The sequence below is a fragment of the Siminovitchia sp. FSL W7-1587 genome, assembly GCF_037963795.1.
Taxonomy (GTDB): Bacteria; Bacillota; Bacilli; order Bacillales; family Bacillaceae_C; genus Siminovitchia; species Siminovitchia thermophila.
The window spans coordinates 500,596-525,061 of record NZ_CP150169.1 but is presented as its reverse complement, the minus strand read 5'-3'; the positions used below and the strand labels follow the sequence as shown (position 1 = coordinate 525,061).

Annotated in this window: 20 protein-coding genes; 17 read left to right on the top strand and 3 right to left on the bottom strand. The window is 42.3% G+C overall.

The window, feature by feature from the left end:
- Positions 1-257: 257 nt before the first annotated feature.
- From NST31_RS02490 to NST31_RS02430, 13 genes are all read left to right on the top strand, one after another.
- The gene (locus NST31_RS02490; protein ID WP_077109354.1) at positions 258-701 is read left to right on the top strand and encodes a chemotaxis protein CheW; all 444 of its coding nucleotides are present in this window, start codon (positions 258-260) and stop codon (positions 699-701) included.
- Positions 702-801: 100 nt separating this feature from the next.
- Positions 802-1,239 (top strand): chemotaxis protein CheW, encoded by a 438-nt coding sequence (locus NST31_RS02485; RefSeq protein ID WP_253191817.1) that lies wholly within the window; start codon positions 802-804, stop codon positions 1,237-1,239.
- A 12-nt stretch (positions 1,240-1,251) separates the two neighbouring features.
- Positions 1,252-3,300 carry a chemotaxis protein CheA gene (locus NST31_RS02480; protein WP_339163667.1) on the top strand — a complete coding sequence of 683 codons (2,049 nt, stop codon included), beginning with the start codon at positions 1,252-1,254 and terminating at the stop codon, positions 3,298-3,300.
- A 29-nt stretch (positions 3,301-3,329) separates the two neighbouring features.
- Positions 3,330-3,689 carry a response regulator gene (locus tag NST31_RS02475; protein ID WP_077109356.1) on the top strand — a complete coding sequence of 120 codons (360 nt, stop codon included), beginning with the start codon at positions 3,330-3,332 and terminating at the stop codon, positions 3,687-3,689.
- Positions 3,690-3,744: 55 nt separating this feature from the next.
- The gene (locus NST31_RS02470) at positions 3,745-4,203 is read left to right on the top strand and encodes a chemotaxis protein CheX (RefSeq protein ID WP_077109357.1); all 459 of its coding nucleotides are present in this window, start codon (positions 3,745-3,747) and stop codon (positions 4,201-4,203) included.
- A gap of 27 nt (positions 4,204-4,230) precedes the next feature.
- On the top strand, positions 4,231-5,022 hold the full coding sequence (locus NST31_RS02465; RefSeq protein ID WP_077109358.1) for a protein-glutamate O-methyltransferase CheR: 792 nt from the start codon (positions 4,231-4,233) through the stop codon (positions 5,020-5,022).
- A gap of 12 nt (positions 5,023-5,034) precedes the next feature.
- Positions 5,035-6,102 carry a chemotaxis response regulator protein-glutamate methylesterase gene (locus NST31_RS02460; RefSeq protein ID WP_339163663.1) on the top strand — a complete coding sequence of 356 codons (1,068 nt, stop codon included), beginning with the start codon at positions 5,035-5,037 and terminating at the stop codon, positions 6,100-6,102.
- Between the two features lie 170 nt (positions 6,103-6,272).
- Positions 6,273-7,583, top strand: a complete 1,311-nt coding sequence (locus tag NST31_RS02455) for an FAD-binding oxidoreductase (RefSeq protein WP_339163660.1) — start codon at positions 6,273-6,275, stop codon at positions 7,581-7,583.
- 51 nt (positions 7,584-7,634) lie between these two features.
- Positions 7,635-8,942 (top strand): (Fe-S)-binding protein, encoded by a 1,308-nt coding sequence (locus tag NST31_RS02450; protein ID WP_253191819.1) that lies wholly within the window; start codon positions 7,635-7,637, stop codon positions 8,940-8,942.
- Complete coding sequence (locus tag NST31_RS02445) at positions 8,942-10,390, top strand: FAD-linked oxidase C-terminal domain-containing protein (protein WP_339165460.1); 1,449 nt, start codon at positions 8,942-8,944, stop codon at positions 10,388-10,390. Before NST31_RS02450 ends, NST31_RS02445 begins: the two co-directional genes overlap by 1 nt.
- 62 nt (positions 10,391-10,452) lie before the next feature.
- Positions 10,453-12,246 (top strand): L-lactate permease, encoded by a 1,794-nt coding sequence (locus NST31_RS02440; RefSeq protein ID WP_339163657.1) that lies wholly within the window; start codon positions 10,453-10,455, stop codon positions 12,244-12,246.
- A gap of 478 nt (positions 12,247-12,724) precedes the next feature.
- Positions 12,725-15,814 (top strand): efflux RND transporter permease subunit, encoded by a 3,090-nt coding sequence (locus NST31_RS02435; protein WP_077109364.1) that lies wholly within the window; start codon positions 12,725-12,727, stop codon positions 15,812-15,814.
- 253 nt (positions 15,815-16,067) lie between these two features.
- Entirely contained in the window at positions 16,068-16,838 is a 771-nt protein-coding gene (locus NST31_RS02430; RefSeq protein WP_077109365.1) for a TerC family protein, read from the top strand.
- 626 nt (positions 16,839-17,464) lie between these two features.
- Here the strand turns inward: NST31_RS02430 and NST31_RS02425 are convergent.
- Entirely contained in the window at positions 17,465-17,668 is a 204-nt protein-coding gene (locus NST31_RS02425) for an alpha/beta-type small acid-soluble spore protein (protein ID WP_339163654.1), read from the bottom strand.
- 206 nt (positions 17,669-17,874) lie between these two features.
- On the opposite strand from NST31_RS02425, the gene NST31_RS02420 reads away from it, so the two are divergent.
- Together NST31_RS02420 and NST31_RS02415 are read left to right on the top strand one after the other, a co-directional pair.
- Positions 17,875-19,245 carry a TrkH family potassium uptake protein gene (locus tag NST31_RS02420; protein ID WP_083717169.1) on the top strand — a complete coding sequence of 457 codons (1,371 nt, stop codon included), beginning with the start codon at positions 17,875-17,877 and terminating at the stop codon, positions 19,243-19,245.
- 24 nt (positions 19,246-19,269) lie between these two features.
- Positions 19,270-20,253 (top strand): diaminopimelate dehydrogenase, encoded by a 984-nt coding sequence (locus NST31_RS02415; protein WP_077109367.1) that lies wholly within the window; start codon positions 19,270-19,272, stop codon positions 20,251-20,253.
- A 64-nt stretch (positions 20,254-20,317) separates the two neighbouring features.
- Here the strand turns inward: NST31_RS02415 and NST31_RS02410 are convergent, their stop codons facing one another.
- Together NST31_RS02410 and NST31_RS02405 are read right to left on the bottom strand one after the other, a co-directional pair.
- Positions 20,318-22,102, bottom strand: coding sequence for a B12-binding domain-containing radical SAM protein (locus tag NST31_RS02410; RefSeq protein WP_339163651.1), 1,785 nt, complete (start codon positions 22,100-22,102; stop codon positions 20,318-20,320).
- 182 nt (positions 22,103-22,284) lie between these two features.
- Positions 22,285-23,316, bottom strand: a complete 1,032-nt coding sequence (locus NST31_RS02405; RefSeq protein ID WP_339163648.1) for an acyltransferase family protein — start codon at positions 23,314-23,316, stop codon at positions 22,285-22,287.
- A gap of 121 nt (positions 23,317-23,437) precedes the next feature.
- Here NST31_RS02405 and NST31_RS02400 point away from each other — a divergent pair, with 121 nt between their 5' ends.
- A complete protein-coding gene (locus NST31_RS02400) occupies positions 23,438-23,914 on the top strand; it encodes a methylated-DNA--[protein]-cysteine S-methyltransferase (RefSeq protein ID WP_205180098.1) in 477 nt (158 codons plus the stop codon).
- On the top strand, positions 23,914-24,291 hold the full coding sequence (locus NST31_RS02395) for an aspartyl-phosphate phosphatase Spo0E family protein (protein WP_205180099.1): 378 nt from the start codon (positions 23,914-23,916) through the stop codon (positions 24,289-24,291). The genes NST31_RS02400 and NST31_RS02395 overlap by 1 nt, the downstream gene beginning before the upstream one ends.
- Positions 24,292-24,466: the final 175 nt, after the last annotated feature.

Genomic DNA, 24,466 nt, shown 5'->3' with positions numbered 1-24,466 from the left:
GGCGGATGGAGATGTGCAAACGAACTGTTTGAATAGTAAAAAAACTCCCTGCATTCTAAAGAAAGTGTCATGTATGTCGATAAAAATGATATGAGATATCCAGTTTTGTAAACAGGCACGAGATAAATATTGAATAGAGGATGTCAATGTTCCTGTATGTCGTAAAGACCTCTGTGGAATCTGCCGCTTTACATATTTGGAGAACCTTTGAAAAGTAGTAGGGGTTCTGTTTTTATTTTTTGAAAGGGGAGGTTTGAATGAATCCGATCAATGATCAATATGTTGTTTTTGCGATTAATGATAAATATTTTGCCATCTCCATTCAAGATGTATTTGAAATTACCAGAATGAGGACTGTGAAATGGGTTCCCAATTCAAAAGACGAGTTTTTGGGTGTCATTCATTTTAGAGAAAAAGTCATACCGATTGTTAGCTTGCATCGAATGTTTTTGGAAAAGGAAAATGAATTAGTGTCAACAACCCGCATAATCGTTTTGAACAACAATATCAAGGAAAGCGGGTTTGTGGTAGATGATGTGGATCAGGTGAAGTTTCTGCCGGAAGAGTATATAGCCCCTGCCCCTCACTCATCTCAGAGTGAATGGATCAAAGGAGTTTATCATCATGATGATCAAACGATCACAATCTTGGATTTGGAAACACTGCTAAGTGATGTAGATGTAAAGAAAGTGTTGGAGTAAGCGGCTTGCAATCGCCATTGTGAACATTTTGCCATGAAGGTAAAAACGAAATTTTGTAAAAAGAAGTAAATGTTTAAGCGCCTGTAAAAGAAGAGTGAGAGTGGGTGAAACGATGGAAACGATCCAACAGGAAAAATATATTTCTTTCGCCATTGGGGAAGAATTATATGGCATCAAAATCAATGAAATAAAAGAAATCATCAAAATGCAGGATACTACCGTCATCCCAAACTCCAAAGAATATATAAAAGGAGTTATTAATCTGCGAGGCATCGTTATTCCGGTTATCAGCCTGAGACACCGATTTGACTTGCCTGAAGAAAAATACACAAAAGATACTAGAATTATAGTCGTCAGCTATGAAGGCGAAATGGTAGGCATTGTGGTCGACCGAGTAAGCCGGGTGACAACGTTTGATGATTTACAGCCATCGTCCGGGGATCACGGTAATATTGATAAATCTTTTATTAGTGGAATCGGGACTTCAGGGGAAGAATTGGTTGCTGTATTAAATTTAAATGAACTTCTTGGGCAATAGGTGGTGAAAAACATGGAAACATTCGATTTAACCGAGTTTTTGGGCGTTTTTATCGATGAGGTGGACGAACAACTGCAAATAATGGATCAGGAAGTATTGGCGCTTGAAGAAGATGGAGAATCCAAGGAAGTGATCCAAAAGCTTTTCCGTGCCGCCCATACGATAAAAGGGTCCTCCGCGACGATGGGATTCGATGACATGGCCAAATTAACCCATGCGATGGAACATTTATTGGACCATGTCCGGAATAATCGCTTACATGTAAGCGAAGCATTAATTGACCTTTTGTTTAAATGTCTCGATCAATTAAGACAGCTAAAAGATGAAATTGTTTCTGAGGAAGAACAAAGAACGGATGTCGCTCCGCTTATAAAGGAAGTGCAATCATTTTCCCAGGGAACCGGTGGTGGCAATGCTTCTGGACAACCTGAAGGCAAGGGAGAAACGGCTGCTTTGTTCACCGCGGAAACGCATCGCAAAGCTCAAGCTTTAAAGGAAAAAGGATTGCGTATTTTTCAAGTTGAAGTAAAAATATCTCCTGACTGCGGAATGAAATCAGTTCGTGCTTTTTTAATTTATAATGAGTTGCAATCATGGGGAGAGATGATACAAACCCTCCCCGCAATGGACAGCGAAGTTGACGCTGACTTTCAGAATGTTTACTTCCTGATCGCTACACAGCAAGATGCCGAGGACATCAAAGACTTGCTTCAATCCATGAACGAAGTTGCAGATGTAAGTGTAGTCCCGTTTACTGCAAGGAGCGAAGCGCAAAGCAAACCAGTCAAAAAGACTCGTTCGGATAGCGGATCTGCCGAAAAAAAGCCTGCGGTTAAGCGCAAAAGGCAGGATGAGGCAAAGCAGAGGAAACAGACGAAACAGACGATTCGAGTGGATGTAGACCGATTGGAGCACTTAATGAACTTGGTCGGTGAATTGGTGATCGACCAAACAAGGATCAAACAAGTGGCGAGCGATTTAGGCCGACAACACTCCGGGGCAGAAGCGATTGAAGAACTGGATCAGGTAACTGATCACATTGGCCGGGTAATCGGAGAGCTCCAGGAAAGCGTGATGAAAGTTCGGATGCTTCCGATAGGTCAATTATTCAGCCGGTTCCCGAGGATGGTACGTGATCTTTCCCATTCTTTGAACAAAGAAATAGATTTGGTCATTGAAGGCCAAGAAACAGAATTGGACCGGACAGTTATTGAAAAGATTGGCGATCCGCTCATCCACTTAATACGAAATGCGGTGGATCATGGACTTGAATCCACTGAGGAGCGAATCAAGAACAATAAGCCTGAAAAGGGCCTTTTACGTATTAATGCCTACCACGAGGAAAATCAGGTTGTCATTACTGTGGAAGATGATGGCGCGGGAATAAACCCCGAGAAAATAAAAGCTTCCGCCATTAAAAAAGAACTGATCACCACAGAAGAAGCCGAGGCAATGACAGATGAAGAGGCGATACATTTAATTTTTCGCCCGGGATTCTCGACTGTTGCGAATGTCAGTGATGTTTCCGGAAGAGGAGTGGGCATGGACATCGTCCGAAACCACATTGAAAGTTTAAATGGAATCATTGAACTGGACTCAAAACTGGGGAAAGGCACCATTTTTAAAATCAAACTTCCGTTAACATTGGCGATTATTACAGGGCTGATTGTGGGCATAGGCGAGAGAACCTTTATCATCCCGATGAGCAACGTCCTGGAGATTGTACGAGTACCTCTGGATTCCATCCAAACGATAAAAGGAAAATCCATTGTGGTGATCAGGGAGCAAGTTTTACCTGTCGTATGGTTGAACGATTTATTACAGATTCCCAGAAAAGATCGAAATAACAGGCAGGTTCCGCTTGTTATTGTAGGTTTGGGTGAAAAAAGAATCGCTTTAATGGTGGATGAACTGCACGGCAACCAAGAAATCGTTGTAAAATCATTAGGAAAATATATCGGCAAAATTAAATATATATCAGGAGCTACCATTTTGGGTGATGGTAGAGTTGAATTAATACTGGAAGTTGCCGGTATTTCCAGGGTTGTTAATGACGAATAAACATGAAATCAGAATAGGGGAATGGAATTATGAGGATTTTAATTGTGGATGATGCTGCTTTTATGCGCATGACTTTACGAAAGATGTTGGAAGAATTTGGCCACGAAGTGGTGGGAGAAGCTGTTGATGGCAATGATGCGGTAGAGAAGTACAAAGAATTAAATCCTGATTTGGTTACGATGGATATCACGATGCCAAACAAAGACGGGATCACCGCCACCAAGGAAATAAGGGAACTTGATCCCAAAGCCAAGGTTCTTATTTCATCAGCTATGGGGCAGGAGTCAATGGTTAAAGATGCCATCATTGCAGGAGCCTCCGATTTTATCGTTAAGCCAATTGATCCGCAAAGAATGAGTGCAGCTATCAAAAAGATTGGTGAAAAGTAAACAAGGACCAATAACTCTTTTTTGGTAGCGAGAAATGAATGTGAGGATGGAACTTATGAATACAATTAGTTTAGAACCTTTTTTAAAAGCATCAACACATGTGTTTGAACAATTTCAAATGTCTTGTCAAGAAACCGGGGACAACAGCCAAGCAGCAACACCAACATCGGAAGATGTACTCGCTATGATAGGCATAACAGGTGATGTCCGCGGACAAATCATTTTTAGAATTCCTTTACAGGTTGGGCTGGAGATCTCTTCTACAATGATGGGGATGCCGACTGAAAACTTGGATCAAATGGCTCAAAGCGCACTTTTGGAACTGGGGAATATGATTTGTGGCAATGCCATGACTATTTTTATGGAGAAGGGTTTTTCCATGAATATCACACCTCCAACGTTAGTGGTAGGCCAATCTATCGAGGTGTCAGGAACAGAGATGAAAGCTTTATACACCGCTCTGTCCATCAATAATACGGGATCTATTGAACTAACGCTTCTGTATGAAGAATAAAATCCCGATGGAGCTGAAGGTAAAACCATGCCAAAAGTGATTGATTTGGAGAAAGATTATGAGCAATTTGTGCTGAAGATCAAAAAGAGGACCAATATAGATTTGCAGCTCTATAAAGAGGATCAAATGAAGCGAAGGTTGACTGCTTTTAAAACAAGAAAGGGCTTTTCCACCTTCGATGATTTGTTCGTTGGGATGATCAATAATGAATTTCTATTTGATGAGTTTTTAGATCATATGACGATCAACGTGACAGAATTTTTTCGTAACCCCATGAGATGGGAAATACTGGAGAAAAAAATTATTCCCAGGCTGTTGTCACAAAATGATGTCATTCATTGCTGGAGTGCCGCTTGTTCAACTGGGGAGGAACCTTATAGTGCGGCGATGGTATTGTCTTCCCTCAACAATGTAAAAGATTTTCGGGTTTTGGCCACGGATATTAATCAAAAAGTCCTTGATAAAGCAAAACGTGGAGAATATGAGGAAAGCTCATTGAAAAACCTGTCTCCTGCTCAAATCAAATCTTTTTTTCAGGATGCGGGTGACCATTTCAAAGTGAGGGATGAGATCAAAAGAAAGGTAGAATTCAAAAAGCAAGACTTATTGTCAGAACCTTTTCCAGGAGGTTTTGATTTGATTATTTGCCGGAATGTATTAATCTACTTTACTGATGAAGCAAAGGACGATCTTTTTCATAAATTTAGCAGATCGCTGAATAAAGGAGGATACCTTTTTGTCGGAGGGGCCGAGCAGATTTTTCAACCCGGAAAATATCAGTTAAAGGAAACAGAGACGTTTTTTTATATGAAAGTATAGGAGAGGTTTCAGGTGTTAAAAATCAGGGTGCTTGTTGTTGATGACTCCATGTTTATGCGTAAACTCATTTCAGAACTGATTAATCAAGATCCCTTGCTGGAAGTGGTCGGGATCGCCAAAAACGGGCTGGAGGCAATGGAATTAACAAAAGAACTTAAGCCTGACGTCATAACCATGGATATTGAGATGCCGAAAATGGATGGCCTATCAGCACTTGAGCAAATTATGAAAAACTTCCCTACTCCTACCCTTATGGTAAGTTCTCTTACCGATAAGGGAGCATATGAAACAATTAAAGCCTTGCAGCTCGGAGCTGTAGACTTTATCCAAAAACCGTCGGGCTCTATCTCTGTGGATATGTTTCGTGTAAGAGATGAACTACTTACAAAAGTCAAAGCGGTTGCCAAGGCGCCGCTTTCGAAAGATCGGCCTAAACGTAGATTCGTACCCGCAAAAAAGATAAAAAAAGATCCCATTCTTCATCCGGGTCCTGTCAATACAACGTTTAACCAAATATTTGCCATCGGGACATCCACAGGCGGGCCAAAAGCGCTCGAAACCGTCATTACTGAGCTCCCGCCTGATTTTCATTGTCCGGTATTGGTTGTTCAGCATATGCCGCCTAAATTCACTCATTATTTGGCGAAAAGATTAAACGACATTTCCAATGTCACCGTGACTGAAGCTGAAAACAATGAAATCATCCGGGGTGGTACGGTTTATATTGCACCGGGAGATTATCATATGGAAGTCCGTCAAACCATCAATGGCTATCGAATCGTGCTGAACAAGGAGCCGCAACGGAATGGGCATCGCCCATCTGTCGATGTTTTATTTGATTCTGTTTCCAAGCTGAAAAAGTTAAAACGCCACTATATTATTATGACCGGCATGGGCAGTGATGGAGCGAAAGGGATGCAAAAAGGCAAAGAGGAAGGCGCCGCGACAACCATTGCCGAATCTGAAAAAACTTGCGTTGTCTATGGTATGCCGAAATCAGCCGTTCAACTGGGGTGCGTGGATCATATTATGCCTGTAGATCGCATTTCCGCGAAGATGGTGGAATTGGCAAAGGCATGATGAATGATTGGAAAAAATGGTTTCACTTTAAACAATGTATATTTCTCATCCTTACTTGGGTGAGTTTTTTTGTGGTTAAACTGTTTAGTATATTCTAAAAATTGCTTGAATACAAAGAATTTTAATGATTAAATGGAGAAAACAGCACTTCGTAGATTGGGGTGGATGAAATGACGACAGCAAGCATTCTCTCTCATTTAAAGGCAGTTATTCCTGAAGATCGCATTTTTGATGGGGAAGATGATGAACTCCATCTTGGCAATGGAGGAAAAGTGACGATTTACCCCAAAACTGAGCAGGAAATGGCTGATATTTTGGCTTATGCCAACACATCGGAACAAACCGTTTCTGTCATGGGAGCGGGAACGAAAAGAGGATTTGGCGGTTTAACGGAACAAGCTGATATATTGATATCGACAAAATCCTATACTGGGGTTGTTGAACATGTTCAAGGTGATATGACCGTGACGGTGAGGGCAGGAACCGTATTTGGCGAATTGCAGCAGTATCTTGCCGATTATTATCAAAAAGTGGCCGTCGATCCTTTTTTTCCCGAAGAAGCAACGGTGGGCGGGGTGATTGCCGCCAATGACAGCGGGCCGAAACGATTTAGACACGGCGCCGCGCGGGATGCTGTCATCGGGATGAGAATCGTTTATCCAGATGGAAAAATAATCCGCACCGGCGGAAAAGTGGTGAAAAATGTAGCGGGGTATGACATGAATAAGTTATTTATCGGCTCAATGGGAACTCTTGGGGTTATTTCGGAAGTGACCTTTAAGTTGCGTCCTCTACCAAAGTGCGAAAGCGTTGCTTTTATCAGTTTCCCGGCTAATCAGATGAAAGAGATACGCCGATTTGCCGCACAGCTTTTGGATGTCATGATTGAGCCTGTTGCCATTGAATTGCTGAACCCAACAATGGCCGCTACATTAACAGGATATGCATGCACAACTTTGGTTGTCAGCTTTGAAGATGTAGAAAGTTCGGTTCTTTATCAAGAAAACATACTCAAGGCAATGAAGCCTTCGGACTCTGAACTGTCCATACTGTCTGAAGGGGAAACAAAACAATTTTGGGATTCCTTTTATTCCAAACGAAATAAGGGTCAAAACGTTTTTCAGGCGGCTGTCAAAATAGGCGTCGTCAACATGGACGTTGTAGAGATTATCAACGAAACCATGAAACTGGAACACTCGCAAAACATACAACTCGAGGCTCATGGAGGTTTGGGGCATGGGCTCTGCAAAATCAATTTTTATGGAGAGGCAGAGAAAGTGGTTGCGGCCATTCACCAGATGAGAACAAAGGCGGAACAGCTTGGCGGCTATGCCGTTATCACACATTTGCCGTTATCTTATAGAAAGGAGATTCAAGTTTGGGGAGAAAAACCGTCTTACTTTTTCTTGCTGGAAGGGATGAAAAAAGAGGTTGATCCAAAAGGAATATTAAATCGGCACAGATTTGTGGGAGGGATATAATTGTCTGCAGAAAAGCAAAGGGAAGCTCAACAAACCCCTGCATGTGAGGAAATACGGCTGGGCAACTATCTTTGGCAAGATCCCCCTGATCCCAATAAGTGGGCAGATTGCGTACACTGTGGCATGTGTTTGGAGTCATGTCCAACATATGAAATAACAGGGCAGGAACAGCATTCACCGCGGGGGCGCGTCCATCTCATTCAATCGGTTGCTGAAGGCAGGCTGGAAGTAAATGAGGATTTGGTTCATCCAGTGTTTGATTGTTTAGATTGCCGGGCTTGTACTACGGCGTGTCCCGCAGATGTCAATGTGGGCGGGCTGATCGAGGAAGCAAGAGGACAGATTCGGCAGGCCATGCCTTTAACAGGCTGGAAAAATATTGTGAGTAAATTATTTTTGGAAAGCTTGTTCCCATATCCCGCTCGAATGCAAAAGATTGGCGGGATGTTAAAGCTGTATCAAAAAAGCGGGATACAAACAGTCGTAAGAAAAACCGGCTTGATCCGTGTAATGCCCAAGCATCTTGTTGAAATGGAAGGGATCATGCCGGTTATTGAACAGCAGGCCGTTCAAAAGAAATATAAAAATGAAGACGTGATCAAGACAAAGACAGAGAAAAAGGGTGAAGCCGCCCTGTTAACCGGCTGCATAATGGATATCATGTTCAGTGATGTGAACGAGGCAACGATTCATGTCTTAAATAGAAATGGAGTCGATGTGACGATTCCTAAAAATCAGACATGCTGTGGCGCGCTTCATGTTCATGCCGGTGATAGGGAAATGGGAAGAAAGCTGGCGAAACAAAATATTCAAGCATTTGCAGAGACAGAAACGATTGTGGTGAATGCTGCCGGATGTGGGTCAATGATGAAAGAATATCCCGAGTTGTTCCGCTTTGACCAGGAGTGGAAAGAACGTGCGGAAGTCTTTTCCAACAAGATAAAGGATATATCGGAATATTTGCATGATATTGGATACGAAAAACCAACAGCCGAAATTCACAAGCGAGTAACGTACCATGATGCGTGCCACTTGGTACACGGGCAAGGCATTTCGAAGGAACCCCGGGACATTTTGCAGGCTATTCCTGGTGTGGAAATCGTAGAAATGCCCAATGCTGACCGCTGCTGCGGAAGCGCGGGAATCTATAATATTACGAATCCCGAAATGGCGGATGCGATATTGGCAAGCAAAATGAGCAATGTTCCCCACGATGTGGACATTATATCTATGGGAAATCCAGGGTGCATGCTCCAAATGGCACTCGGTGTCCAAAGGCACGGGCGACGACAGGAGATCGTTCATACAGTCCAATTGCTTGATTTAGCCTATCAAAAAGAAAAAGAGGGGGTGAAATGATGAAAACAAGAAACATAAAAGTGGCCGATCCTCATATACAAAACTTGGCATCTCTTTTATCGGGACCTAATCCTATTTTATACAAAAAAGTTGATTTGGCCGCTTATGATTGTGACGGTTTTACGATTCAGAGATTTTTGCCCAAGGCGGTTGTTTTTCCTGAAAATACAGAAGAAGTGGCAGCAGTCGTCAAATATTGCGCTGAAAACAATCTACCGTTTTTGGCGCGCGGGGCAGGCACGGGCTTGAGCGGAGGAGCGATTCCGCTTAATGGAGAAGTGATCATCAGTTTGACAAGAATGAAACGCCTTTTAAGTGTTGATCTTGAAAATAGGCGAGCGGTCGTGGAGCCAGGTTTTATTAACTTGCAATTAACCCGTTCTGTTGCAAATAAAGATTATTATTATGCTCCTGATCCATCCAGTCAATATTGCTGTACGATTGGGGGCAATGTTGCTGAAAATGCAGGTGGTGCACATTGTCTGAAATATGGGGTGACGACCAATCATATTTTGGGATTGGAGGTCGTTTTACCGAATGGAGAGATAATGGAGATTGGAAAAAACGGCATTCCCGATGAACCGGGCTATGATTTGCTTGGGCTGTTAACGGGGTCTGAAGGAACGCTGGGCATCGTGACAAAAATTACAGTCAGGCTATTAAAAAATCCGGAATCAAAGCAAACGGTACTGGCCTATTTTGACCGGATAGAAGACGGAAGCCAGGCGGTATCCGACATTATTTCGGCAGGAATTGTTCCGGCTGCATTGGAAATGATGGATAAAATCGCGATCGAAGGTGTGGAGTCTGCCGCTTTTCCGGTTGGGCATCCCCGGGACATCGCGGCTGTATTATTAATAGAAGTCGATGGAATCGCCGCGGGAATCGAGGAACAGATTGAACAAATATTAGAAGTATGCAGAAACAGAAATGTGAGGGAGGTGAGGGTGGCCAAAAATGAACAAGAAAGAGAAAGATGGTGGGCGAACCGGAAAACAGGCTTTGGAGCGATGGGGGCTATTTCGAACGATTACCTCGTCCAGGATGGAGTTATACCACGAAGCAAATTACCTCAAGTATTGAAAAAGATTCATCACATCAGTAAAGAGCATGGATTAAGGATCGCCAATATTTTTCACGCGGGAGATGGGAACCTTCATCCGCTTGTCCTGTTTGATTCGCGGATTCCGGGCGAAACCGAAAAGGCGATCGAAGCGGGAAGCGCCTGTTTAAAGGCATGCGCCGATGCAGGCGGCACGATTACAGGTGAACATGGTGTGGGGATCGAGAAAAAGGAAGAAATGCGCTTCGTTTTTACAGATGATGAAATAACTGCCCAAATAAATATCCGCCGGGTATTTAATCCGGATAATCTGTTAAATGCGGGAAAAATGTTTCCAACCCCTGGCCGTTGCGCCGAGATAAAACAAGAACTCCAGAAAAAATAACCATAATACATTCACCACAAGAAGAAGGCATATAAAAAATTCACTTTGAAAGGAGTTTTTTGGTGAGTACAGGCTTGCTTGCTTTTTTATCTCTATTGCCTATTCTTGCTGTAGGTGTGTTTCTTGTTGGGTTGAGGTGGCCTGCCAGCAGGGCTATGCCCATTTCTTATATTCTGGCAGCCGCATTGGCGCTTTTTGTGTGGCAAGTTCCTGGAGCAAATGTTGGGGCCGCGACAATTAATGGCGTTGTTGTCGCCTTTACTCTCTTATACATCATTTTTGGCGCCATTTTATTGTTGAATACGCTCCAAGAGAGCGGCGGCATTAAAACAATTCGCCAAGGATTTACGGATATTTCGGAAGACCGGCGAATCCAGGTTATCATTATTGCCTGGTTATTTGGCTCTTTTATCGAGGGGTCTGCCGGGTTTGGAACGCCTGCGGCTGTTGCCGTTCCGCTCCTTGTCGGTTTGGGATTCCCCGCTATGGCGGCAGTTGTGGCGGGCATGGTGATTCAAAGTACCCCGGTAACTTTTGGGGCAGTGGGAACCCCGGTGCTTGTCGGGGTTCAAACAGGGCTGTCGGCAGACCCCGGCATTAGCAATGACTTTCTGCAGTTGGTCACGGTGATCGGCGGCAAGACGGCCATTTTGCACATGATAGCCGGCACATTCGTTCCACTATTTGTTGTATCGCTCATGACACGATTTTTTGGTAAAAACAAATCATTTTCAGAAGGAATTCAAGTATGGAAGTTTGCGTTGTTCGCTGCATTTGCCATGACGATTCCGTACGTGATCGTAGCAAATGTTCTTGGTCCCGAGTTTCCATCTATGACGGGCGGATTGGTCGGCCTGATCATTGTCGTATTGGCGGCCAAAAAAGGGCTGTTTGTGCCCCCGAAAGAAGAGACATGGAATTTTGAAGATGAATCCAAATGGGACTCTGATTGGAAAGGAACAGTTGTTATAAAAGACATCGCTCATAAAAGCGGCTCCATGTCAATGATTCGTGCCTGGTCCCCTTACATTCTAGTTGGGATTTTCCTCGTTTTGACCAGATTAAAGACCTTGCCGTTTATGGAGTGGTCCCAGTCATGGACAATCGCATTTGAAAATATGTTTGATTCGGGCATTACAGCAAGCTTTCAGCCGCTCTATTCGCCGGGTACCATTTTCATTATCGTTTCTTTCATCACATACTTCTTACATGGAATGAGTGGAAGCGCTTACTACAGGTCGTGGGCGCAATCCGGAAAAACGGCTTTGGCTGCATCTACTGCTCTCATTTTTACTGTCCCGATGGTGCAAGTATTTCTGAATAGCGGCGGTGGAGAAGCGGGCTATGAACGAATGCCGATAGAGCTTGCCAACGGTGTTGCGGAACTTGCCGGGGAGTACTGGCCGTTTTTTGCCACCTTTATTGGGGGACTTGGAGCATTTATTGCAGGAAGCAATACGGTGAGCAACATGATGTTTTCCCTTTTTCAATATGACGTTGGATCACAGATTGGCGTCGATCCGACTTGGATTGTCGCTTTGCAATCTGTTGGCGGTGCGGCGGGAAACATGATTTGCGTCCATAATGTTGTAGCCGCATCCGCCGTTGTTGGTTTGCTTGGCAAAGAGGGAACGGTTATTCGAAAAACATTATTCCCGTTTACGTATTATGCGCTGTTAACCGGCTCCATCGGTTATGCCATTGTATGGTACTCCCAGAAAGGGTTGTTTAATCTTGGGTCCATCATAGCCTTGGCCATTATATTTACCGCTATTTACATCATTGCCACGAACCGCAACCGGATAGCCGTGCTTAAAGTGACGGCATCGGATCATTCGGTAAAAGATGTAAAGTAATAATCCCAGGCATTCACTGAGCGATTCGGTGGGTGCTTTTTATGTTGGGAAAATGCACTGGCGAACATGTTGAAAAGCGAAGCGAAAGTCGTTTGCGAATGCCAAAGTCCCCAAGCGCTGTTGGAGAAAAGCATTCGTCGAATTCTCCCAACTCCTCGAAAGACTTCGTTCATAAGATAAAAATGTCCCACCAAAAAGAGGCTGTCTAGTATTGCACTAAAAGGTAACACCCAAGAAAGTTGAATATACAGCATTCTTGGGTTTTTTTGAAATTTTCAAGCAGCAATATTACTTATCGGACAATCCCTGATTCCATTTGGACCGGCAAGGTTGGATGGCAGCGACCAGACGCCTTTGGGCGTCTTGTTTTGTTTGTGTGAGAAAATATGTTTAAAACTACTATGTTTTATGTTTATGAACTTGGAGGATACATTGATATAATGGAATGTGTTTAGACATACCGAAAGGAGTACTTTTTGTGAACCTGAGCCATTTTTCGATTAGAAGACCGGTTTTTACAATCGTTACAATGTTTCTCGTTGTTATACTCGGAATCGTCTCACTTCTAAAAATTCCGCTGAAATTAATACCAGATATTAATCCCCCCATTGCCGTTGTAGTGACGTCTTATGAGGGGGCAAGTCCGGAGGAAGTGGTTGAAAAGATTACTAAACCGCTGGAAGCAAACTTATCCACACTACCGGGCATTAAAAATATACAATCATTTTCCGAGGATGGATCTAACTTGGTTTTGTTGGAGTTTTCATGGTCCACTTCGATTGATGATGTTCAAAACGATATACTGCAAAGAATTGATCAGACTCCGGTTCCTGCCGATGCGGAAAAACCGAGATTATTAAAGTTTGATCCATCGCAATTTCCGGTCATTCAGCTTTCACTAAAATCCAATACGGATGAGGACTCCTTAAAAAGGCTTGCCGATCAATTAACAACGGAACTGAAAAGAGTGAAAGGCGTAGCGAGCGTGAATGTGTCCGGAACGCTAACTGAAGAAATCCGGATCACGCTTGACCAAAACAAACTGAGAGACTATGGGCTCTCCCAGTCGGATATTGTGAATGTGGTTCAAGCGAGCAATGTGTCAATGCCCGGCGAAACTGTGTTAACGGATGGAAAGGAATTGACAACACGCATTATTAGCAGCCTTCAATCTCCTAAAGATATCGAAAACCTTTCCGTTACAATCAATCCGGCAAGCGGCGAAAAAATTCAGATACGTGACGTGGCCACTGTGAACCTGCAGAAGCAAGAGGAAAAAACAATTACACGGACAAATGAATTGCCGTCTGTTCTAGTCAGTGTTTTGCAGGAATCAGATGCGAATACAGCAAGCGTCTCAAAGGATTTTCAAAAAGAATTAAAAACATTGCTTCAAAAAGACCAATTTAAAGACATTGAAGCAGATATTCTTTTTGACCAAGGGGATTATATTAGGATTGCTATCGGAAACATTTCTTCTTCCCTCATCATCGGGGGAGCGCTGGCAATGCTCGTATTGTTTTTATTCTTACGAAGTGTAAAAAGTCCACTCATTATTGGCATTGCGATCCCTTATTCCGTTATCGTGACGTTTGTTTTAATCTATTTTTCGGATTTCGCATTGAATATTATGACTCTCGGTGGGCTTGCGCTTGGCATCGGTATGCTTGTTGATAATGCCATTGTTGTCATTGAAAATATTTATCGGCATCTTTCGATGGGAAAAGATCCGAAAACTGCCGCGAGAGAAGGTGCCAAAGAGATCGCAGGTGCCATTACGGCTTCCACTTTAACCACGGTTGCCGTGTTCCTGCCCGTTGTATTTATCAGTGGTCTTTTAGGTCAATTGTTTAAAGAATTCGCTCTAACCATTTCATTTAGCCTTTTTGCATCACTATTCGTCGCCTTGACTGTTGTTCCGATGCTTGCCAGCAGGGTGTTGAAAAAGCCGCCAGCCAATCATGAGGCAAGGCGACGCAGGTCCAAGACGTTTAGATGGCTGGACCGTTCCATTCGCTGGTCCTTAAGGCACCGCTTCGTCGTCTTGCTCGTCTCTCTACTGCTCTTTGTTGGAGGAGCCGCTGGAATATCAACAGTAGGTATGCAGTTTTTACCTCCAACGGATGAAGGATTTTTCAGCATGAATGTGGAGCTGGAAAATGGCGCCGCTTTGTCTGAAACGGAGAAAGTTGTCAAATTGATTGAGGACCGCTTAAAAGATGATAAGGCCGTCAATACGTATGTCAGCTTGATTGGTTCTACTCAGGAAGCCTCCTTCCAAGGCAGTTCGAAAGCAAATACGGCAGAGATTTATGTAAAGATGCAATCTCTAGAGGATAGAGACATATCACTGTTTCATTATGTTGAAGATCTTAAGTCGGAATTGGAAAAAGAGGTGGAGAAGGCAAAAAAAGGAACGAAACTTACGTTTCAAGTAGACACTGCTTCCGGCATGGAAGCACAAACCTTGACATTTAATGTGAGCGATACGGATAAAGAGCGTTTAGATAAAAATACCGATAAAATTTATAAAGCGCTTGGCCAGTTGGATCATGTGACATCCCTCATGACGAGCACCGCGGAAAAAGTTGAGGAAGTCCAAATGACGATCGACAGGGAAAAAGCGTTTGAAGCCGGACTAGCTCCAGCACAAATCGCAACCATCATCAACGATGTAACACGCGGTGTGCAGGCAGCGCAAATAATTGGTGAAAACTCCGATGTATATGGGGTTTTCGTTCAATACGATGAACAAGTAACAAGAAATCTCGATAAGCTGAAAACGGTATTGATTAAAAAGCCGGACGGAACCTATACGGAATTAAAAGATGTGGCAACAGTCAAAGTAGGTGAAGGGCCGGTTGAAATCCAGCGAATCAACCAGCAAAACTCTGTGGAATTTACAGTAAAATACAGTACGGATACCAATTTAGGAGATATCACGAAAAGAGTTAATGAGAAAATAGCCGACCTTAACTTGGAAGACGGAACAGAAATCACATACAGCGGGGAGTCAGAGCTGCTTGAAGACTCGATCAGTGACATGATGATGGCGTTTATCCTGGCCATTATCCTTGTCTATATTGTCATGGCTGCCCAATTCGAATCATTCAAATATCCGTTTGTCATCATGTTTACAGTGCCACTTATGGCGATCGGTGTAATGATTGCGCTATTTTTGGCGCAAATGCCGCTCAGCATACCAGCATTGATTGGTATCATTATATTGGCGGGAATCGTCGTAAATAATGCCATTGTGATCGTTGACTATATAAATCAACGAAAAAGGGACGGAATGTCAAGCTACGATGCGCTTGTCATTTCTGTAAAAGACAGGGCTCGTCCTATTTTGATGACAGCATTAACGACCATTTTGGGGCTTGTTCCGCTTGCACTTGGAATCGGTGAAGGAACAGAAATGAACCAGCCAATGGGGGTAGCGGTCATCGGGGGACTCGTCAGCAGTACCTTCCTTACTTTATTTGTTATTCCGGTTGTTTATAGTCTGTTTGACCCGGAAACAAGAAAAATGAATAAAAAAATAAAAAAACCTCATGATAACCATTGAAATTTGATCCATTGTGTTTTATAATACTAATAGTTTAATAGGCTTGGCTTTTAGTGAAGGGGAGTAGCAGCAGATGCGTTTACCTGCATCTGCAACAAAGTCGTCAATTCGTGAAGGTTACACTTCACCGGCTTTGTTGGCATGATAAATGTCTAGCAAGACCTTTGCCCATCGGGCAGGGGTCTTTTTGTTTTCTTGAAAAATCCATTTTAAATGCCCGGTGGAATGTCTATACTATATTGGAGGGATTTCTTTGGATTTTTCTATGCTACTGGAGTATTTATGGGTCCTGGTTATTTTAGTGGGACTGGAAGGGATTTTGGCCGCGGACAATGCGGTCGTCATGGCTGTCATGGTCAAGCATTTGCCAAGGGATAAACAGAAAAAGGCGTTGTTTTACGGCTTGTTTGGTGCATTTATTTTTCGATTTATCGCCTTATTCCTTATCACTTTTTTAGTTAATGTATGGCAAATACAAGCGCTTGGTGCAGCTTATTTATTATTTTTATCTGTTCATCACATTGTGAAAAAGTATTCGGCTAATGGTAATGAAAGTAAACCGGAAAAAGTAAAGAACAAAAAATCCCACTCATTTTGGCCGACGGTGATTAAAGTTGAAATTGCCGACATTGCTTTTGCGATTGATTCCATGCTTGCAGCGGTTGTTCTTGCTGTTACATTGAAGCCGACAGGATGGTTTCAAGTAGGGGGCATAGACGGAGGCCAATTTATTGTCATGTTACTTGGCGGCCTTATCGGAGTAATCATTATGCGTTTTGCCGCCACAACCTTTGTGCGTTTGTTGGCCAAATATCCTGGTTTGGAGACAGCCGCATTTCTGATCGTTGGATGGGTCGGGGTAAAATTGGCTGTGCTAACATTGTCACATCCAAATCTTGGTATTTTAAACAAGCATTTTCCCGAATCAGCGGAATGGAAGCTTACATTCTGGATCGTCCTGGTTGTCATTGCAGCCGGTGGATATTTTCTATCGAAAAAGAATGTCTTGCAAGAATCTAAATAAATGGAAGACCGCTTATGGTGTATGGCGTATCAATAGCATGAGTTTGAAAAAGCTCCTTTAGTGACGAGACCACGCCAGCCCCTGGGGATGATTAAAGAAGCGGCCAAAATCAATAAACCGAGGCGATCACTGCCGTTCCATGGGGATACATGGAAAGTGGTCATCAGGTCGAGGTGCTCATTTCCGTTTTATGGGGGAAATGGAAAAAACGGTTATAAGAGATGGCAGTGATCGAGCCTGTTCTATGGGGATAATCGAAGCAGTGGTCATCAGGCCGAGGTGCTCGTTCCCATTTTAATGGGAAAAACGATCAAAGCTCGTATACGGAGATAATCGAAAAAACGGTTATTCAACGCTTATTGTGCTCAAAGGAAAGGGACCGGGACATAACCATGTAAAAATGAAACAAACCGCATGGAATCAAGTTTAAAAACCTTGATTTCACGCGGTTTTATTCTCACGATTTTTACGAATATTAATCAGGCTTTCAACAGTCCCAGTCCCCGCCTCTATATTTGATATTCCCTTTTATGGGGTATATTTTTGGGGACGGTGAAGTATCATTTATACCTGGTATTATCCAAGTTAGGGAAGTTGGCGTTAATTGGCGTTAGACTTTAGCTGTCTTAGCTGTCGCTTTGTTGGTTGGATAATTGTGCTTGTGCTTGTTTCACAAGGCGTTTAGTGATTTCTCCGCCGACGGAGCCATTTGCCCTCGCTGCTGTGTCGGATCCAAGAGTAACACCGAATTCCTGAGCTATTTCGTATTTCACGTTGTCCAAAAATTGTTCCACGCCAGGAACAAGCAATTGATTACTTTGCTGTCCCATACCTATTCCTCCTTTCTCTTTGTTTGGCTTAATTTTTATTATTCCGCGCAAAGTGTAAACCATGCTGGAACATGCTGTATATTGGTGCATAACTTCCTATATGGCTAAAATCAATCCATTTTTTCTGAAATCGTGGTGAATAATTCTTTCTTTTTAATACTTTTTTGCTTAATATGTAAGAATGAGTAACAAAAAGGAAATTGAATATGATGAATGACAAACCGATACATAAACAAAAATTATACAGACTTGCCCTGACACCGTTCCGCTTATTGGTTTCCTACTATATAATGGCAGTTGCGGTTGTGTCGATACTTTTAAGCCTTCCGGTCGCCAGGCAAAAGGGAGCTGACTGGTCGGCAATGGATGCTGTCTTCGTTGCAGCCAGCTCCGTTAGTGTCACGGGTTTGACAACTGTTGACTTATCAGAAACGTTTACAATAACGGGTATTTTTATTTTGATCTTTGCCCTTCAAATCGGTGGGATCGGCATTATGACAATAAGTACATTTTTTTGGCTTATTTTCGGAAAAAAAATCGGGCTAAAGCAAAGACAATTGATTAAGACGGATCAAAATCAGCTTAATTTTTCGGGGTTAGTCAGTTTGCTCAGGCAAATTGTTGCCTTGATTTTACTAATTGAAGTTCTTGGGGCGCTTGTGCTTGGCGTTTATTATTTGAACTATTTTCCAACATGGCAGGAGGCTTTTCTTCAGGGGCTGTTTGCTGCTGTCAGTGCGACAACGAATGCGGGGTTCGATATTACTGGACAATCTTTAATTCCTTTTGCCCGGGACTATTTTGTCCAGTTTGTTACAATCATCCTGATCATTCTTGGCGCCATTGGCTTTCCTGTATGGATTGAAGTGAAAAACTTCTTATTTAACAAGCCGTTGAAAAATCGCTTTCAATTCTCTCTTTTTACGAAAATTACCACTTCCACCTATTTTTTATTGTTGGGTTTTGGAACGATTGTGATTATTTTTTTAGAGTTTAACGGGTATTTTGTCGGAAAATCTTGGCATGAATCATTCTTTTATGCTTTGTTTCAATCAACTACGATGAGAAGTGCCGGATTATTAACGCTCGATATTAACGACCTTCATCATTCGACAGTACTTTTCATGTCGGCCCTCATGTTTATCGGAGCTTCGCCAAGCTCTGTCGGAGGCGGCATTCGTACAACCACTTTTGCCTTAAATATATTATTTCTTTATCATTATGCAAGAGGGAACAGGTCCATTAAAGTCTTTAAAAGAGAGATTCACCAGGCTGATGTGATTAAATCGCTTGTCGTTCTATTGCTTGCGGTTTTGTTATATGGCATTTCCATCATTATTTTATCTTATACGGAAGATGCCAGTTTGTTGGCCATTATATTTGAAGTTTCCTCCGCTTTTGGTACGTGCGGGGCTTCCATGGGGATAACAGCCGATTTAACCAATACGGGAAAATGGCTGTTGATCATATTAATGTTCATTGGCAGAGTCGGGATTTTATCATTCTTGTTCATTATGTCAAGCAATGAAAAGGAACCGGACTTCCATTATCCGAAAGAACGGGTCATCATTGGCTAGTCAAAATTTCAAGGAGGCATGACAATGGAAAAAATCAAAATAGGCATTGTTGGTTATGGAAATTTGGGACGCGGTACAGAAGCGGCTATCGAGCAAAATCGGGATATGGAGCTTGTTGCTGTTTTTTCGCGCAGAAACCCGGAAGATGTTCATGTGAAGAATCCACAAGTCAAAGTGTTGCATATTTCCGATGCTGAATCATATGTGAACGATATTGATGTCATGATTTTATGCGGAGGATCCGCAACAGACCTTCCCGAGCAGGGGCCAGAGTTTGCCAAGCTGTTTAATACAATTGACAGCTATGACACACATGCGAAAATACCTGAATATTACAGTGCGGTGAATGAAGCGGCAATATCCGGCAAAAAAACAAGCATTATTTCCGTCGGTTGGGATCCGGGCATGTTTTCTCTAAACAGGCTGATGGGAGAAGCGATTCTTCCTGAAGGGGCGACATATACGTTCTGGGGAAAAGGACTCAGCCAGGGCCATTCCGATGCTGTTCGCAGAATTGAAGGCGTAAAAGGCGCCGTGCAATATACAATTCCGATTGAAGAAGCTGTTGAACGCGTAAGAAGAGGGGAAAATCCTGAACTGACCACTAGGGAAAAGCATTTGCGCGAATGTTACGTTGTAGCGGAAGAAGGAGCGGATTTAGGTAGGATTGAGAAAGAAATCAAAACAATGCCAAATTACTTCGCCGATTATGAGACAACCGTACACTTTATTTCAAAAGAAGAGCTGGAGAAAAATCATGCTAAAATGCTTCACGGCGGATTTGTGATCCGAAGCGGAAAGACCGGAGAAGGAACGAATCAAATTGTCGAGTATTCTCTAAAGCTTGACAGCAACCCGGAATTTACTTCAAGCATTTTGGTTGCTTACGCAAGGGCGGCCTATCGGTTGAATGCCCTGGGGCAAATTGGCGCCAAGACGGTATTTGATGTACCTGTCGGTCTCCTGTCTCCGAAATCTCCCGAACAGCTCAGAAAAGAGCTTTTGTAAAAAGTTCCCAAGTTAGCAATTATATATAGTTTCAAAAACCGGCTCTAGGGCCGGTTTTTGGTGTTTAAATGTCATGAATAAGACGCTTGCGCATGTTTGTAGCCTGTTTTTTTGCTAAAGGGAACAAAGATGATCTTCCATCGGCCGGGTCAAAATAAACGAGGGCCATGGATGGCTGTGAAACGATCCGGCCAGATTGAAGATAATCTGAGATGCTGAATGGAAATAGTTCAAGGATCGTATGCTTAAATAAATCCCTTTCCTTTAACTGCAGACGGGCAAACGCGCTGCCGGCCATTTCGGGTTTAGCGAGTACAGCCTTGTAAATATAGGCTTTTTCTTCTTTTTTTAAGGAAGGTTTCCACCATGGTTTTCTTGGTTTGTAGCGGATGTTCAACAAATAGTCAAACTTCATGAGTCCTTCAGCTATCGCTCTTCCCTCCACATTCTCTTCCCTCAAAAACTGCTGGAGACGAATGAATAAATCCTCAAGTTGATGGCCTATTCTCGACCAGCCTTGCTGATCCCAATATGCTCCAAACCGTTGGAAGAAATCGAAGGGAGTTTCAAAACAAGTTGAAACGATATATTCAACAGCGTTATCCATGCGATGGTTGTTCCAATATTTTTCAAGCACATCTTCCACTTGCTTAATTTTAAGAATGTCGTTAAAGTCAATGACGTTGTTACCGAGGATTTCATATGGTGCATGGTCCATATACGTATAGCCGAATTGCTTGGCCGATATTCTCAGGCCGGTCCCCCTCAGCATTTTTAAAAAGCCGAGCTGCAACTCTTCCGGTTTTAAGGCAAATACGTCATTAAATGTTTTTCTAAAGGAATTGTAATCTTCTTCCGGGAGGCCCGCAATCAGGTCGAGGTGCTGAACAATTTTTCCCCCGTCTTTTACCATGGTCACAGTCCTTGTCAACTTCTCGAAATTTTGCCTTCTTTTAACGAGTTCGTTCGTCAAATCATTTGTAGATTGGACGCCGATTTCAAAGCGGAATAGCCCTTTTGGTGCGTTTTCATTCAAAAATTCAATCACTTCAGGGCGCATAATATCACCGGTGATTTCAAACTGGAATACGGTGCCCGGCACGTGTTCATCAATTAAAAACTGAAACATTTCCATTGCATAGCTCCGGCTAATATTAAAAGTGCGGTCAACAAATTTGATCGTTTTAGCGCCATTTTTCATTAAATACCGGATATCTTCTTTTATGTTCTCCCGGTTAAAGTAACGGACTCCGACCTCGATGGAGGAGAGGCAGAATTGGCAGCTGAAGGGACAGCCACGGCTTGTCTCAATGTATGTGACCCGCTTGGACAGATTCGGTATGTCTTCTGGAAAACGAAAAGGGGAAGGCATTTCACGCAAGTCAATTTTCGGACGGATCGGATTGATTACCGGCTTTCCGTTTTCCATAAAGCCGATCCCCATCACATCCGTGATTGTTTTTCCACCCGCCAAATGTGCAAGCAGTTCTTTAAAGGTAGCTTCACCTTCACCGATGACAATATAATTGATTTCCGGCAATCGTTTAAGCCAATAAATTACGTCGTACGAAACTTCCGGGCCACCCAAAATGAGGACCGCATCCGGCAGGATCTTACGCAAAATTTGAATCACTTTCACTGTTTCTTCAATGTTCCATATATAACAACTGAAGCCGATCACGTCCGGTTTTTTGGCAAATAAGTCGGATGCAATATTTAAAACCGGATCATTGATCGTGTATTCAGCTATTTCGACTTCAAATTCCGGTGCAGCGTATGCTTTTAAATATCGGATGGCTAAATTTGTATGGATAAATTTCGCGTTTAAAGTACTTGCGATTACTTTCATGAAACATGGCAACTCCTTTTTTTGACACTCTTTTTCTATTTTAGCGGAGAAAGGGGGAAACCACAATTTCACGAAAAATGTCGAGCGAATATAGCAGGATAAAGACCAAATACAACGAATTAGAAAAAAGGACTACGAAAAACCTTGAAAATTTAGAACCTCCCCATTTTAATGGGGAGGCTTCAGGAATGTCTTAGTGCTCTATATTCTTTTCTCAGCTGCTCGAAAAACTTTTTCAACTTTGACATTCTTAATTCTATGAACGGCTGTGTCAAACTCGTTACATATTTGCTGGAAAGGATGGCGGTTAAAACGAAACTGGCGAAAATCAGAACAGGTAGGGTCAGTGTTTGGTTTAGATAATCCTCCAAACTGCTTCCTCTAAACAAGCGAATGATAAAGCCATGAAGCAAGTAAACGTACAGTGTATTTCTTCCCCACCTTGTAAAAAAGAAGCGTCGGCGAGGAACGAAAGCAAAGAAACTTCCAGCCATCAAAAACTGAAGTGTGTATATGCCGGTTCGCTTCAACATTCCCAAAATGGCTTCACTTTCCAGTTCACCATATGGCTTTGACCCGAAGAACCATTTTTCATCTAAGTCCGAAAAATAGACGATTCCAATTGTTACTACGAACATGACAGTCGCCGCCACAACTTTTGCCTTATTGGATCGTAACATCTGAAAGTCGTCTTTGTTTAAAAAGTATCCCGCCAGGAAAAAAGGAAAGAAAACGAGCGTTCTTGATAAACTGAGATAATTCGTAATCCAATCGGCATATCCGGCAGCAAGGCCGATTGCAATGGTAATTGTTAAAGCCACGGCCGGTTTAAATTTGTTAAAGACCAAAAGCAAAATATTCCAGAAAAAGAGGCTAATTAAGAACCAAAGCGACCATTTTGGGTCAAGCAGTTCAAAACGAAAAGTATCTTCTTTGTGCAAAAAGTAATAAAAAACAGCGTAAAGTCCTTGGAACAGAATATATGGAATGATTAACTTTTTTGTTATTTTCCAAATATAGCCTTTCTCATATATTCCTTTGGCAAAAAATCCTGATATGATGATAAAGGCGGGCATATGAAACGTATAAATAAAATTATACAAGTAGGATATAAAAGCGTTTGTTTCAATGTAGGATTGGATCAAATGACCAAACACAACAAGAAAGATTAAAAGGGTTTTGGCATTATCAAAATAACTGTCTCTTTTATCCATATGCAATCACCTGCTTGATTCATTTATTAAGTCAGCCTATATTTTCCCTTTACGTCGTTTAACAAACATATGATATTTTCATTTGCCATATTATAACAAAATGAGGTAAGGAGTCTAGAGAATGTATTATACAACTATGGACAGTCCAATTGGACAACTTGTCATAACAGGGACGGATGAGGCAGTTACGGGTATTACGTTTGGATGGGACAAGTTTCTACAAACAGCCACCAAACCCGTGGAAAATGCCGAACATTCCATCCTCAAAGAAGCGGAGCGGCAATTGGATCAGTATTTTAAAGGCACAATTCAATTATTTAACGTGCCGTTATTTTTACATGGTACATCATTTCAAAAAATGGTGTGGAGTAAATTGTTGGAAATTCCGTACGGCCAAACGCGAACCTATGGAGAAATCGCAAAGTGGATCGGTAATGAGCAAGCGGTAAGAGCTGTTGGACAGGCGAACAGAAGAAACCCAATTCCTATTATTATCCCTTGTCATCGGGTAGTTGGGAAGAACAAGTCACTCATGGGATATGCTGGAAATCAAGTTGATAAAAAAGAGATTTTGCTAAAATTGGAAGGAGTATTATAATGAACCACAAATATGTCAAAAGTGTGACTGGTCGTTTTCAGGCGTTTACAAAAATAGAGACTTTTGAGATAATGAGGAAGTTGAAAAGGAAAATAATTGGCGGGGGAGAACGAACGATGGGTTACGGTAGGATGGAAAAGCAAATCTTGTTGGCAAAAATTCAGGAAAAACGCGAAGAAATGTTTTTTATTGGCAATAAATATGGACTGAATGCCGAGGAAACAGTGAGATGCAGCCGTGAGCTTGACCAGTTGTTAAATGAATATTATCGGGACTTTCAAACTGGCACAGTTTCTAAAAAAGTGAGACATGCTCTAAAGAAGTCATTCGTATTATTTTCCAAACCATTTCGTCAAAACCATATACGGTCGTCCTAATAGATTGCAAACCCCGAGAATATAATTCATACAGTAAAAAACGATAAAAAAGAGAATGGGACATAAGCAAATACGAAATAGCAAAACCGAACAATTCATTTATAATTGTTCGGTTTATTTGTGTAAAAAAATCCCTATCATCGCTACGTCAACATATTTCGCTTTCCTGCGGGAT